We start from the raw sequence: 13,873 nt of genomic DNA, 5'->3' as shown, positions 1-13,873 counted from the left end.
ACGGCAACTGAACAACAGCCGCGCACTCTGTCGGGCCGATGTGTCAGGGCGATGAAGGCCGGCTTACTTGCAGACGTACTGGCCCGAGGTGCGCACCTGCTGCGTGCGGCCGGCGATGCCGAGCGTGCGCTCCTCGATCAGCGTCAGCGCGCCGGTTCGGCGGTCGAGCTGGCCGTTGAGCCACGCCGCCTCGCCCTTGATGGCAAAGCTCAGCACCGGACCGTCCTCGCTGTATTGCGCCGCGTAGCCTTTGGCGAAGACCTTCTGCGAGCGCAGATTGATGTCGAGCCGGGCCGGATGGGCTTTCTGGATCGCCGTGGCGGCGTCATCGCCCACGAACAGCGAGCTCACCTGCTCCTGGCCGCTGCAGGCGAACTGCTCCTCGCCCCCGGGCGCGACATTGCAGCCCGCCGCCAGCGCCGCCACGCACAGGACCGCCGCCAGGGCGTGGCGGCGCGGGTCTGAAAGAAACGCAGCGGTGGGCACGGCAAACAGCATGGCAGAGGGCATGGGCAGGGCGCAAAGAGGGTCGGAGCCGCCGATTGGACCCGATGCGGATGAAAGCAGCCTGAACCACCCGCCTTCACCGGGGCCGGTGCTTGGCCAGCTCGATCTTGGCGATGGCGCTGCGGTGCACCTCGTCAGGGCCGTCGGCCAGCCGCAGGGTGCGCTGCATCGCGTACATGGCGGCCAGCGGAAAGTCCTCGCTGACACCCGCGCCACCATGCGCCTGGATCGCCCAGTCGATCACCTGGCAGGCCACATTGGGGGCCACGACCTTGATCATCGCGATCTCGGCGCGGGCGCCCTTGTTGCCGACCGTGTCCATCATCCACGCGGCCTTGAGCGTGAGCAGCCGGGCCTGGTCGATCAGGAGGCGCGACTCGGCCAGGCGCTCGTGCCACACGCCCTGCGCCGCCAGCGGCTTGCCGAAGGCGACGCGGCCCAGCAGGCGCCGGCACATCAACTCCAGCGCCCGCTCGGCCGCGCCGATGCTGCGCATGCAGTGGTGGATGCGCCCCGGGCCGAGGCGGCCCTGCGCGATCTCGAAGCCGCGGCCCTCGCCCAGCAGCAGGTGGTCGGCCGGTACGCGCACGTTGTCGAACAGCAACTCGCCGTGGCCGTGCGGCGCGTCGTCGTAGCCAAACACCGACAGGTGGCGCAGCACGGTGATGCCGGGCGTGTCGGCGGGCACCACGATCATCGACTGCTGGGCGTGGCGCTCGGCCGCCGGGTCGGTCTTGCCCATGAAGATGTAGACCGCGCAGCGCGGGTCGGGCGCGCCGGAGGTCCACCACTTGCGACCGTTGAGCACGTAGTGGTCGCCGTCGCGGCGGATGCTCGACTCGATGTTGGTGGCGTCGGACGAGGCCACGTCCGGCTCGGTCATCGCAAACGCCGAGCGGATCTCGCCGGCCAGCAGCGGGTCGAGCCAGCGGCGCTTGAGGGCCTCGCTGGCGTAGCGCTCCAGCACTTCCATGTTGCCGGTGTCGGGCGCCGAGCAGTTGAAGACCTCGGGTGCCCAGGCCACGCGGCCCATGATTTCGCACAGGCTGGCGTAGTCGAGGTTGGACAGGCCCTGCGGCGCCCGCGCCGACTGCGGCAGGAACAGGTTCCACAGCCCGCGCGCCTGCGCCAGCGGTTTCAGTTCAGCGATCAGCGCGCTGGGCTGCCAGGCGTTGCCGGCGGCGCGGTGCGCGGCGCTCTCGGCCAGGTAGCGTGCCTCGTTGGGCTCGATGTGCTCGGCCATGAAGGCCAGCAGCCGGGCGCGCAAGTCCTGGCAGCGCGGGGAGGGTTCGAAGTCCATGGCGTCCTCTGCAGCGGGTGAAGAACCCGCTTATGCCAGAGGACGCCCGGCGCGGCGAGCGCCTGGGTGACAGGTCAGACCCGCTTCAGCGCGCCAGCTCGACGCGCATGGCGTCGATCACCGACTTGTAGTCGGGCGTATTGAAGATCGCGCTGCCGGCCACGAAGGTGTCGGCGCCCGCGTCGGCCACGCGGCGGATGTTGTCGATCTTGACGCCGCCGTCAACCTCCAGGCGGATGTCGCGGCCGGTCTGCTCGATCAGCTTGCGGGCGCGCTCGACCTTGCGCAGCGCGCTGTCGATGAAGCTCTGGCCGCCGAAGCCCGGGTTGACGCTCATGATCAGGATCAGGTCGACCCGGTCGATCACGTACTCCAGCGCGTCCAGCGACGAGGCCGGGTTGAACACCAGGCCGGCCTGGCAGCCCGCGCCCTTGATGAGCTGCAGCGTGCGGTCGACGTGGCCGCTGGCCTCGGGGTGGAAGCTGATCAGGTCGGCGCCGGCCTTGGCGAACGACAGCGCCAGCTCGTCGACCGGGCTGACCATCAGGTGCACGTCGATGGGACAGGCGGTGCCATCAGGCTTGACGCTGTGCTTCTTCAGCGCCTGGCAGACCATCGGGCCGAAGGTCAGGTTGGGGACGTAGTGGTTGTCCATCACGTCGAAGTGGATCCAGTCGGCGCCGGCGGCAAGCACGTTGCGCACTTCGTCGCCGAGGCGGGCGAAGTCGGCCGAGAGGATGGACGGGGCGATGCGGTAGGTAGGGCTGCTCATGGCCATGGATTCTAGAAAGACCGTCCGCCCCCGCCTGACCGCCGCCTGACTGCAGCGGCAGCACGGTCTATGATCTTCGCCATGTCAGCCCCCACCCTCAGCTGCTCGGTCAGCACCCAGTACCTGCCGGAACAGTCGGACCAGGCCCAAGGGCTTTACGCCTTCTCGTACACCGTCATCATCAGCAACACAGGCAGTACGCCCGCGCAGGTGGTGGGGCGGCACTGGGTCATCACCGACGCCGCCGGCCACGTCGACGAGGTGCGCGGCCTGGGCGTCATCGGCCACCAGCCGTTGCTGCAGCCGGGCGAGAAGTTCGAATACACCAGCTGGACGCGCCTGGCCACGCCGCACGGCCGCATGCAGGGCACCTACTTCTGCATGACCGATGACGCCCGCTGGTTCGAGGCCCCGGTGCCCGTCTTCGATCTGGCGCAAGCCAGAGCACTGCATTGATCACGGCGCTGCGCCGCTGGTGGTCCCACAGCCGCTGGGACCTGACCGCCCTGCTCAACGCCGCCTCGGCCCAGGCAGGCCGCCCCGAACGCCACCTGTGGCTGATCCGCCTGGCCGAATGGCTGCGCAGCCCGGTGAGCGAAACCAGCGCCAGCCAGGAACGCGGCGGCAGCGCCGGCGCCACGCCGGTGCACGAGGAAAACGGCGCCACGCCCTGGCCGGTGCGCCGGCTGCGCCACATGCTCAACGTGCTGGAGCGCCACCCCGAACACGCCGCCCGCGTGCGCAGCCTGCTGCACAGCGTGCTGAGCGAGAGCGACGCCAGCGCGCTGCTGGCCGACTTCGGCTTCGCACCGCGCGCCGGCTTTGCCAGCGAGCTAAGCGAACGCCTGCGCCTGGCCTGCCTGCCCGGCACGCCGGACACCGAAGACCTCGGCCAGCTCTTCCAGATGGTGCTGCGCGACGCCGGTGACGCCGACTGGCTCAACCGCATCGACACCGGCACCTGGCAGCGCCTGGCGCAGCTGCTGATCGACGACGACCTGGCCGCGCGCTGGCGCGAGGCGCTGCTCGACGCCATCCAGCTGCTGGCCAGCCAGGTGCGTGCCGCCGCCATGGGCCCGAGCCTGCGCCTGCGCATGGACCCAGCCACGCAGGTAAGCCGGCCCTACCACCAGCTGGTCAACGCCAGCATCGCGCTGCCCGAGCTGGCCGCCCAGCCCGATCCGACCGCGCTGCTGCAGCAGGTGCAGTACCTGCGCGCGCTGGCGGATGCCTGCCGGCAGGCTGCGGCCAGCGTGCGCGAGCATCTGGACGTGTACGGCATCTCGGTCGACGTGGTGTTCCAGGTCGACCAGCTGCGCCAGCGCACAGAGCGCATCGACGCCCTGCTGACCTGCCTGGTCAGCCCCGAACCGGCGCGCACCTGGCCCTGGCTGCTGGCGCAACTGGCGCAAGCCGCGCAGGAGCGCCGCGGCCTGGGGGCGCTGTTCTCGCACCACTACTCCATGCTGGCGCGCAAGGTCGCCGAGCGCAGCGCCGAAACCGGCGAGCACTACATCACCCGCACCGCCGCCGAGTACCGCGACATGCTGCTGCGCGCCGGCGGCGGCGGGCTGGTGATCGTCGGCACCACGCTCATGAAATTCCTGCTCATGGGGCTGGGGCTGTCGGCGTTCTGGGGCGGCTTCTGGGCGGGCATCAACTATGCCGGCAGCTTCGTGCTGATCCACCTGCTGCACTGGACCGTGGCCACCAAGCAGCCGGCCATGACGGCGCCCGCCATGGCCGCCAAGCTCGAAGGCGTGACCGTCAGCGATGCGGCGCTGCAGAGCTTTGTCGATGAGGTGGCGCACCTGATCCGCTCGCAGATCGCCGGCATCGTCGGCAACCTGGCGGTGGTGATCCCCGGCGTGCTGGCGATGCAGGGCCTGGCGTGGTGGCTGGCCGGTGCACCGGTGGTGAGCGAACACGACGCGCTGTACGTGCTCAAGAGCCTGACCCTGCTCGGCCCGACGCTGGCCTTTGCCGCCTTTACCGGCGTGCTGCTGTTCGCGTCGAGCCTGATCGCCGGCTGGTGGGAGAACTGGTTCGTGTTCCACCGGCTCGACAGCGCCATCGCCTGGAACCCGCGCATCGTGCGCCTGCTGGGCGCCGGGCGGGCGCAGCGCTGGTCGCGCTGGTGCCGCGCCAACATTTCGGGGCTGGCGGCCAACATCTCGCTCGGCCTGCTGCTGGGGCTGGTGCCGGCGCTGGCGGGCTTCTTCGGCCTGCCCATCGAGGTGCGCCACGTCACCTTGTCCACCGGCCAGATTGCCGCCGCGCTCGGCACGCTCGGCACCGGCCTGCTGCGCGAGCCGGCCTTCTGGTGGTGCGTGGCGGCCATTCCGTTCACCGGCGCGCTCAACCTGCTGGTGAGCTTTGCCCTGGCGTTCAAGGTGGCGCTGCGCTCGCGGGGCCTGCGCGTGAAGGAGCGCGACCAGCTCTACGCCGCGCTGCGCCAGCGTCTGCGCGAAGCGCCGATGAGCTTTCTGCGACCGCCGGCGGCCTGATCCACGCGGGCGGCGGCGTCACTCGTCGTCGCTGCGGCGCTCGCCATTCTTGCGGCCCGAGAACATCGTCCACCAGATGATGCCCACCAGCAGCACGCCAGCGCCCAGGGCTTCCAGCAAAATCAGCGTCATGTTCAAGTCCTCAAATTTCGTCGGGCGCGACGCACGTGGGCTGCGGCCCTTGATGGTCACGGCAGCGGCGGCGATTCTAGGCAGCCTGGTCGCCTGCAGCAGCATGGCGCCGCTGCCGGCCGAGCCACCGCCCACCGTCAGCGCGCCCGCACCCTCGGCCGACGCCTTGCGCCTCACCAACCGCGGCCGCTGGGCGCGTGCCGCCTGGGAAGACCTGCCGGGCTGGGGTGAAGACAGCGTGCAGCAGGCCTGGCCGGCCCTGCTGCGCAGCTGCGACCGGCACAGCACGGTGGCCGCCAGCGCGCTGCTCAACGGTGCCGCGCCAGCCTCGCTTGCCACACCCGCCACCCCACCGTCCGCCGCACTGAGCCTGACACCGCAGCAGATGGCCGCCACCTGGGCGCCCACCTGCGCCGCCGCACGCGGCCTGGCCCGCCATGCCGACGAGGTGCAGCTGCGCAATTTTCTGCACACCCGCCTGCAACCATGGCGTGTCGAATCACCCGATGGCCGGGCCGACGGCCTGCTCACCGGCTACTTCGAGCCGCTGATCGAAGCCAGCCGCCAGCGCACCGAGCGCTTCAGCGTGCCGCTGCACGCGGTCCCGCCCGAACTCGGCGGGCGCAAGCCCTGGTACAGCCGCGCCCAGATCGACACGCTGCCCGCCGCACAGGCCGCCCTCAAGGGCCGCGAGATCGCCTGGGTGGCCGACCCGCTCGACGCGCTGCTGGTGCAGATCCAGGGCTCTGGCCGGCTGCAGTTCACCGACCCCAACGGCGCGCGCCGCACCGTGCGGCTGGCCTACGCCGGCCACAACGACCAGCCGTACCAGTCGGTCGGTCGCTGGCTGGTCGACCAGGGCGCGTTCACGCTGGAGCAGGCCAACTGGCCGGCGATCCGCAGCTGGGCGCGCGCCAACCCGGCCCGCGTGCGCGAGATGCTCAACGTCAACCCGCGCTACGTCTTCTTCCGCGAAGAAGCCCTGCCCGACCCGAACATCGGCGCCGTCGGCGCGCAGGGCGTGCCGCTCACGCCCGGCCGCTCGATTGCCGTCGACCGCGACAGCATTCCCTACGGCACCCCCGTCTGGCTGGCCAGCACCGAGCCGCAGCCCTGGAGCCTCAACCCGCCACCCGCCCGCCCACTGCAACGGCTGGTGGTGGCGCAGGACACCGGCAGCGCCATCACCGGCGCGGTGCGCGCCGACTTCTTCTGGGGCTGGGGCGACGGCATCGAGGAACGCGCCGGCCGCACCAAGCAGCCGCTGCGGCTGTGGGCGCTGTGGCCACGTTGAGGCCGCGCTGAGACCGTACTCAGCGCCTCAATACACCTCGGGCACAACCATCTCGGCCGGCACCGGCTGGCGGAAGTAGTCGTCATGGCGCACCCGCTCGGGCAGCTCGATGCCCGAGCGCGGCACCTCCGCGTACGGCATCTGTGACAGCAGGTGGTGGATGCAGTTGAGCCGCGCGCTCTTCTTGTCGACCGCCTGCACCACCCACCACGGCGCCTCGGGAATGTGGGTGCGCTCGATCATGGCTTCCTTGGCCTTGGTGTAGTCCTCCCAGCGGCGGCGCGACTCCAGGTCCATCGGGCTGAGCTTCCACTGCTTGAGCGGGTCGTGGATGCGGCCCAGGAAGCGCAGGTGCTGCTCATCGTCGGTGATCGAGAACCAGTACTTGATGACCTGCACGCCCGAGCGCACCAGCATGCGCTCGAACTCCGGCACCGAGCGGAAGAACTCCTCCACCTCGTCGTCATTGCAGAAGCCCATCACCCGCTCGACGCCGGCGCGGTTGTACCAGCTGCGGTCGAACAGCACCATCTCGCCGGCGGCCGGCAGGTGGCTGACGTAGCGCTGGAAATACCACTGCGTGCGCTCGCGGTCGTTGGGCGCGGGCAGCGCCACGGTGCGGCAGACGCGCGGGTTCAGCCGCTGGGTGATGCGCTTGATGACGCCACCCTTGCCGGCCGCATCGCGCCCCTCGAAGATGATGACGACCTTGTGGCGGCTGTGCGCCACCCAGTCCTGCAGCTTGACGAGTTCGCCCTGCAGGCGGAACAGCTCGCGGAAGTAGCGCTGGCGGGCGCTGCGGTCGGCCGCCTCGTCGGCACCGGGCGCCAGGGCGTCGAGATGGCGGTCCTCGAGTTCGAGCTCCAGCTCCTCGTCGTAGCCGTCGATCAGATCGCGCTCGATGCGGCGGATCAGCTCCTGGTGTTCTTCGGGCGGCAGTTCAGGCTTCATGGGACGCGGGGTGAAAGTGTTGCAACCCCGGCAGGCTGGCTGAACTGCGTGACACGGCGATGAAGGCGCCGCAGGGCGCGGCCTAGCCTCGCTCCGCCCGGTCCCGCCCGCCGCTCTTGGCGCGGTACATGGCCTGGTCGGCACGGTCAATGGCCGGGTGCAGGTCGGCGGTGCCCTCGCACACGCTGACGCCGGCAGAGAAGGTCACGTACAGCGCCGGCTGCGGAATCAGCGGCGCCTGCAGCAGCGGCTCGGCGCGCAGGCGTTCGCGCAGACGCTCCACGCACAGCAGCGCCTGCTCGGCGCTGGTGGCGGGCAGCATGAGCAGAAACTCTTCGCCGCCCCAGCGGGCCAGCATGTCGGTGGCGCGCAGCCCGGCGCTGGCGCGTTCGGCAAAGCCGCGCAGCACGGCGTCGCCCACGGCGTGGCCGAACTGATCGTTGACGCGCTTGAAGTGGTCCAGATCGATCAGCACCAGCGCCAGCGGGGCGGACAGCGGCGCGGCGCGTGCCTGGCGGGCGGTTTCCAGCGCCAGCGCGTCGAGCAGCGCGCGTCGGTTGGGCAGGCCGGTGAGTTCATCGCGGGTGGCGAGCAGGCGGATGCGCTCCAGCGCCTCGCTCAGCTCCCGGCGTTGCTGGAGCAGGCGCTGGCGCAACCGCACCAGGCGGGTCAGCAGCGCACCGGTGCCGCTCAGGATGATGGCGGCAAAGATCAGGTGCACGGCTTCGACACGCGGGTCGTACGCAGCCGGGTCGGTTTGGCTGCGCCAGGCCATCACGGCCGCCAGACTGAAGAAGCTGTAGAGCGCCAGGCCGATCGACTGGCGCGACGTGAGCTTGAAGGTGGCAAACAGCAGGATCAGCGCCGACACGCTCAACAGCGCACCCCGGGCCGGGCCGGTGATGGCATAGGCCCAGGTGTTGAGGGTGAGCGCGAAGAAAATCTGCACGAACGTCATGGAAGGATCGCGCAAGCGCTGGTTCCAGCCGCTGCGCACCAGCCCGTAGAACAGCGCCGCGCCGCCCAGCAGCACGGCGGCCAGCAGGTGGGCGCGGTCCGCGTCGACCAGCCCGAGGCGGACCTCGACCTGCTGGCCGAGCGCAAACAGCACATAGGTCATCAGCGCGAACAGGCTCTGCGAGGCGCGCATGCGCTGCGGCAGCTCGCGGCCGATCAGCAGGCCGGTCCAGCGCTCGACCTGACGGGTGAGCCAGCGGCTCCTCACGTGCGCGTCCCCAGGTGCCCCAGCGGCCAGGCCGAGCCGGCCTTGACCTCGCCGAGCGAGAAGCTGGTGTGCAGGTCCTTGAGGTTGGGCAGCGCGAACAGCACGTCGCGGGTCCAGCGCGAGTAGGCGTCCAGGTCGGTGGTCACCACCTGCAGCTCGAAGGTGCCGGCGCCGCTGATGTAGTGGCAGGCCACCACCTCGGGCAGCGCGCGGATGGCGGCTTCGAGTGCCTGCACCTCGGCAGCGTTGTTGCGCTCGGCGTCCACGCGCACGAAGGCGAGCACGCCCAGGCCGATGCGGTGGCGGTCGATCTCGGCCCGGTAGCCGGTGATGTAGCGCTGCTCTTCCAGCCGCTTGACGCGCCGCCAGGTGGGTGCCGCCGACAGGCCGATGCGCGCGGCCAGCTCGGCGTTGGACAGGCGCGCATCGCGCTGCAACTCGTCGAGGATGGCGATGTCGTAGCGGTCGAGCCCGATGCCCGGCGCCTCGCTTGCGTCCGAATCGCGGGTTTTCCCTGAATTCGGCTTGTTGGGCAATCCTGTTTCTTTGACCACGGCAAATCAATTCATTCGTTGCTGAGCACGGCTGATTTTGGGCAAAGAAAGAAAACACTTGCAGGCGCCGGCTGCCTACACTTTTTGTCATTGTCCCCGCCGGAGCCGCCACGATGAACGCCCCTCTCACCGATACCGTGCGCCGCGCGCTGCAGGCCGCCACGCTGGACGACAAGTACACCCTGGGCCACGGCCGCGCCTTCATGAGCGGCGTGCAGGCGCTGGTGCGGCTGCCGATGTTGCAGCAACTGCGCGATGCGCGCTCGGGCCTCAACACCGCCGGCTTCATCAGCGGCTACCGCGGCAGCCCGCTGGGCGGCTACGACCTGGCGCTGTGGCAGGCCAAGAAGCACCTGGCCCAGCAAAACATCGTCTTCCAGCCCGGCGTGAACGAAGAGCTGGCCGCCACCGCCGTGTGGGGCACGCAGCAGCTCGACCTCTACCCGCAGCACAACAAGCACGACGGCGTCTTCGGCCTCTGGTACGGCAAGGGGCCGGGCGTGGACCGCTGTGCCGACGTGTTCAAGCACGCCAACATCGCCGGCACTGCGCGCCACGGTGGCGTGCTGGCGATTGCCGGTGACGACCATGTCGCCAAGAGCAGCACCGCGCCGCACCAGAGCGACCACATCTTCAAGGCCTGCGGCATGCCGGTGTTCTTTCCGGCCAGCGCGCAGGAGATCCTCGACCTCGGCCTGCACGCGCTCGCCATGAGCCGCTATGCGGGCGTCTGGACGGCGATGAAGACCATCCAGGAAGTGGTGGAAAGCGCCGCGTCGGTCGAGATCGACCCCGACCGCGCCCGCATCGTCCTGCCTGAGGACTTCACCATGCCGCCCGGCGGCCTGCACATCCGCTGGCCCGACGACCGCGTCGAGCAGGAAGCGCGGCTGATGGACTACAAGTGGTACGCCGCGCTGGCCTATGTGCGCGCCAACCGGCTCAACCACACCGTGATCGACAGCGCCGACGCCCGCTTCGGCCTGATGGCCAGCGGCAAGAGCTACAACGACACGCGCCAGGCGCTGGCCGACCTGGGGCTGGACGACGCCACCTGCCGGCGCGTGGGCATCCGGCTGCACAAGGTCGGCGTGGTCTGGCCGCTCGAAGCCACCATCACACGCGAATTCGCCCGCGGCCTGCAGGAAATCCTGGTGGTCGAGGAAAAGCGCCAGGTGATCGAGTACCAGTTGAAGGAAGAGCTCTACAACTGGCGCGCCGACGTGCGGCCCGACGTGGTCGGCAAGTTCGACGAGCCGGAGGGCGACCACAGCGGCGGCGAATGGAGCCGCCCCAACCCGAGCGAGAACTGGCTGCTGCGCGCCAAGCTCGACCTGACGCCCGCGCTGATCGCGCGTGCCATCGCCAAGCGCCTGAAAAAGCTCGGCGTGCCCGAAGACGTGCAGGTGCGCATGGACCGGCACCTGGCGGTGCTGGACGCCAAGGAGCGCCAGATGCTGGCGCTGAAGACTGCCGTCGCCGACGCCAGGACCGGCGAGCGCACGCCCTGGTTCTGCTCCGGCTGCCCGCACAACACCAGCACGCGGGTGCCGGAAGGTTCGCGCGCGGTGGCCGGCATCGGCTGCCATTTCATGACGATCTGGATGGACCGCAGCACCAGCACCTACACCCAGATGGGCGGCGAAGGCGTGCCGTGGGTCGGACAGGCGCCGTTCACGCGCGAGCCGCACGTGTTCGCCAACCTGGGCGACGGCACCTACTACCACTCGGGCCTGCTGGCGGTGCGACAGTCCATCGCGGCCGGCGTCAACATCACCTACAAGATCCTTTACAACGACGCCGTGGCCATGACCGGCGGCCAGCCGGTCGACGGCGTGCTCAAGGTGCCCGAGATGACGCGCGAGCTGGAAGCCGAAGGCGCGCGCCAGATCGTCATCGTCACCGACGAGCCGGACAAGTACCAGGACGCCGCCGTGCGCAGCCGCCTCGCCCCGGGCGTGACCGTGCGCCACCGCGACGACCTGGACGCCGTACAGCGCGCGCTGCGCGAGGCGCCCGGCTGCACCGTGCTGATCTACGACCAGACCTGCGCCACCGAGAAGCGCCGCCGCCGCAAGCGCGGCACGCTGGTCGACCCGGCCAAGCGCGTGGTGATCAACGAACGCGTCTGCGAAGGCTGCGGCGACTGCAGCACGCAGAGCAACTGCCTGTCGGTCGAGCCGGTCGAGACCGAATTCGGCCGCAAGCGCCGCATCAACCAGAGCAGCTGCAACAAGGACTATTCCTGTGTCAACGGCTTCTGCCCGAGCTTCGTCACCGTCGAAGGCGGGCAGCTGAAGAAGCCCAAGGCCGACACGCGCATCGCCCCCGAGTCGCTGGGCGAACTGCCCGAGCCGCACCTGCCGGACTGCACGGCGGCTTTCGGCATCGTGGTGGCCGGCGTGGGCGGCACCGGCGTCATCACCATCGGCCAGCTGCTGGGCATGGCCGCGCACCTGGAAGGCAAGGGCGTGGTGACGCAGGACAGCGCCGGGCTGGCGCAAAAGGGCGGCGCGACCTGGAGCCACATCCAGATCGCCGATACGCCCGCCGCCATCTTCACCACCAAGGTCGACACCGCCAAGGCCGACTTGGTGATTGCCTGCGACGGCATCGTCGCGGCGCAAACCGAGACGATGAGCCTGATGGCCGAAGGCCGCAGCTTTGTCGCGCTCAACACCCACCCCGCCCCGACCGCCGCGCTGGTGCACAACCCGGACTGGGCGTTTCCAGCCTCGGCCTGCGAAAGCGCACTGCGCCACAGCGTGGGCGCGGCGATGCTGGGTGCGTTCGATGCCGATGAGGTGGCGGTCAAGCTGCTGGGCGACTCGATCTACACCAACCCGCTGCTGCTGGGCTATGCCTGGCAGCGCGGCCACGTGCCGCTGAGCCGCGCGGCGCTGCACCGGGCGATCGAGCTCAACGGCGTGCAGGTCGACAACAACCGCGCCGCCTTCGAGTGGGGCCGGCACTGCGCGCACGACCTGGCGCCGGTGCGGGCGCTGTATGCAGCGGCGCAGGTGATCCAGATCGTCAAGCGCCCCTCGCTCGACGAGTTGCTGCGCCGCCGCGTCGAAGACCTGGCGGCTTACCAGAACGCCGCCTACGCCGAGACCTACCGCGCCTTCGTCGAGCGCGTGCGCACCGCCGAGGCGCCGCTGCACAGCACGCGGCTGAGCGAGGCGGTGGCGCGCTATCTTTATAAGCTGATGGCCTACAAGGACGAGTACGAGGTGGCGCGGCTGCACAGTGCGGCGGGCTTCGACGCGCAGATCAGCGCGATGTTCGAGGGCGACTACCGCATCGTCCACCACCTCGCCCCGCCGCTGCTGGGCCGTAAGAACGAGCGTGGCGAAGCCGTCAAGCAGGCCTTCGGGCCGTGGATGCACCGGCTGATGCCGCTGCTGGCACGCGGCAAGCGCCTGCGCGGCACCGCCTTCGACCCCTTCGGCCACACCGAGGAACGCCGCACCGAGCGCGCGCTGATCGCGGAGTACCGCGCCGACATCGAAGAACTGCTGCGCGACCTGGACGCCACGCGGCTGGCGCAGGCGGTCGAGATCGCCACCCTGCCCGAGCACCTGCGCGGCTACGGCCGCATCAAGGCGCGGCACCTGGCCGAGTTGCGGCCACGCTGGGCGGCGGCGATGCGGCAGTGGCGGGAGTCGACCCGGCTTCAGTCCAGCGCGGCTTCCAGCGCATCGAGGTAGCGCGCGGCCACGTCGAAGCCGGTCTGGTCGGTGATTTCCTGGAAGCAGGTCGGGCTGGTGACGTTGATTTCGGTCAGGCAGTCGCCGATCACGTCCAGCCCGACCAGCAGCAGGCCACGTGCGGCCAGGATCGGGCCGAGCGCCTCGGCAATCTCGCGGTCACGCGCGCTCAGCGGCTGGGCCACGCCCTTGCCGCCAGCCGCCAGGTTGCCGCGGATCTCGCTGCCCTGCGGAATGCGCGCCAGCGCGTAGGGCACCGGCACGCCGTCGATCACCAGAATGCGCTTGTCGCCCGCCGTGATCTCGGGCAGGTAGCGCTGCACCATCACGGTCTGGGCGCCGCCCTGGTTGAGGGTCTCGGTGATCGAGCCCAGGTTCAGCCCGTCCGGCCCGACGCGGAAGATGCCCATGCCGCCCATGCCATCCAAAGGCTTGAGGATGATATCCTGCTGCTCGGCATGGAAGGCCTTGATGGCGCTGGCCTCGCGCGTCACCAGCGTCGGGGTGATGAATTGCGGGAATTCGAGGATGGCGAGCTTTTCCGGATGCTCGCGCAGCGCCTGCGGGCGGTTGAAGACGCGCGCGCCTTCGCGCTCGGCCTGCTGCAGCAGGTGGGTGCAGTAGAGGTATTCGGCGTCGAAGGGCGGGTCCTTGCGCATCAGCACCGCGCCGGCGTCGGCCAGCGCCAGCTCATGGGTGGTGACGACGTCGTACCAGCGCTCGGCGTCGCCCGTCAGCACCAGCGTGCGGGCGTTGCGCGCCACGACGCGGCTGCCACGCTTCCAGACCAGGTCACGTGGCTCGCAGACGTGCAGGTGGTGACCGCGCCGGGCGGCCTCGCGCATCATCGCGAAGGTGGAGTCCTTCTTGATGTTGAAGGTTTCGATCGGGTCGGCAACAAACAGCAGGTCCATGGGCGCA

Annotated in this window: 11 protein-coding genes; 4 read left to right on the top strand and 7 right to left on the bottom strand. The window is 70.0% G+C overall.

What is annotated here, in order from left to right; genetic code table 11:
* Positions 1 to 63: 63 nt before the first annotated feature.
* From AC5IG3_RS11675 to rpe, 3 genes are all read right to left on the bottom strand, one after another.
* Positions 64 to 510 carry a hypothetical protein gene (locus tag AC5IG3_RS11675; RefSeq protein WP_491906470.1) on the bottom strand — a complete coding sequence of 149 codons (447 nt, stop codon included), beginning with the start codon at positions 508 to 510 and terminating at the stop codon, positions 64 to 66.
* Between the two features lie 73 nt (positions 511 to 583).
* Positions 584 to 1,807, bottom strand: coding sequence for an acyl-CoA dehydrogenase family protein (locus tag AC5IG3_RS11670; protein ID WP_491906469.1), 1,224 nt, complete (start codon positions 1,805 to 1,807; stop codon positions 584 to 586).
* 85 nt (positions 1,808 to 1,892) lie between these two features.
* Positions 1,893 to 2,579 carry a ribulose-phosphate 3-epimerase gene (rpe, locus tag AC5IG3_RS11665; RefSeq protein WP_491906468.1) on the bottom strand — a complete coding sequence of 229 codons (687 nt, stop codon included), beginning with the start codon at positions 2,577 to 2,579 and terminating at the stop codon, positions 1,893 to 1,895.
* Between the two features lie 81 nt (positions 2,580 to 2,660).
* On the opposite strand from rpe, the gene apaG reads away from it, so the two are divergent.
* The 3 genes from apaG to mltA all read left to right on the top strand — a co-directional run bounded on the left by apaG (position 2,661) and on the right by mltA (position 6,512).
* Entirely contained in the window at positions 2,661 to 3,035 is a 375-nt protein-coding gene (gene apaG, locus AC5IG3_RS11660) for a Co2+/Mg2+ efflux protein ApaG (protein WP_491906467.1), read from the top strand.
* Positions 3,032 to 5,086 (top strand): site-specific recombinase, encoded by a 2,055-nt coding sequence (locus AC5IG3_RS11655; RefSeq protein WP_491906466.1) that lies wholly within the window; start codon positions 3,032 to 3,034, stop codon positions 5,084 to 5,086. Before apaG ends, AC5IG3_RS11655 begins: the two co-directional genes overlap by 4 nt.
* Positions 5,087 to 5,216: 130 nt before the next feature.
* Entirely contained in the window at positions 5,217 to 6,512 is a 1,296-nt protein-coding gene (gene mltA / locus AC5IG3_RS11650; RefSeq protein ID WP_491906465.1) for a murein transglycosylase A, read from the top strand.
* A 27-nt stretch (positions 6,513 to 6,539) separates the two neighbouring features.
* Here mltA and ppk2 read toward each other — a convergent pair whose 3' ends face one another.
* The 3 genes from ppk2 to AC5IG3_RS11635 form a co-directional block, all read right to left on the bottom strand.
* Positions 6,540 to 7,463, bottom strand: coding sequence for a polyphosphate kinase 2 (gene ppk2 / locus AC5IG3_RS11645; protein ID WP_491906464.1), 924 nt, complete (start codon positions 7,461 to 7,463; stop codon positions 6,540 to 6,542).
* A gap of 82 nt (positions 7,464 to 7,545) precedes the next feature.
* Positions 7,546 to 8,688, bottom strand: a complete 1,143-nt coding sequence (locus AC5IG3_RS11640; RefSeq protein ID WP_491906463.1) for a GGDEF domain-containing protein — start codon at positions 8,686 to 8,688, stop codon at positions 7,546 to 7,548.
* Entirely contained in the window at positions 8,685 to 9,224 is a 540-nt protein-coding gene (locus AC5IG3_RS11635) for an Lrp/AsnC family transcriptional regulator (protein ID WP_491906462.1), read from the bottom strand. Before AC5IG3_RS11635 ends, AC5IG3_RS11640 begins: the two co-directional genes overlap by 4 nt.
* Before the next feature lie 131 nt (positions 9,225 to 9,355).
* On the opposite strand from AC5IG3_RS11635, the gene AC5IG3_RS11630 reads away from it, so the two are divergent.
* Positions 9,356 to 12,952, top strand: a complete 3,597-nt coding sequence (locus tag AC5IG3_RS11630; protein ID WP_491906461.1) for an indolepyruvate ferredoxin oxidoreductase family protein — start codon at positions 9,356 to 9,358, stop codon at positions 12,950 to 12,952.
* Here the strand turns inward: AC5IG3_RS11630 and gshB are convergent.
* Entirely contained in the window at positions 12,919 to 13,866 is a 948-nt protein-coding gene (gene gshB, locus AC5IG3_RS11625) for a glutathione synthase (RefSeq protein ID WP_491906460.1), read from the bottom strand. The genes AC5IG3_RS11630 and gshB overlap by 34 nt on opposite strands.
* Positions 13,867 to 13,873 lie beyond the last annotated feature (7 nt).

This window comes from Leptothrix sp. (in: b-proteobacteria) (genome assembly GCF_965250675.1).
Taxonomy (GTDB): Bacteria; Pseudomonadota; Gammaproteobacteria; order Burkholderiales; family Burkholderiaceae_C; genus Sphaerotilus.
The sequence above is the reverse complement of the archived record's forward strand: the minus strand, read 5'-3'. Positions and strand labels throughout refer to the sequence as shown.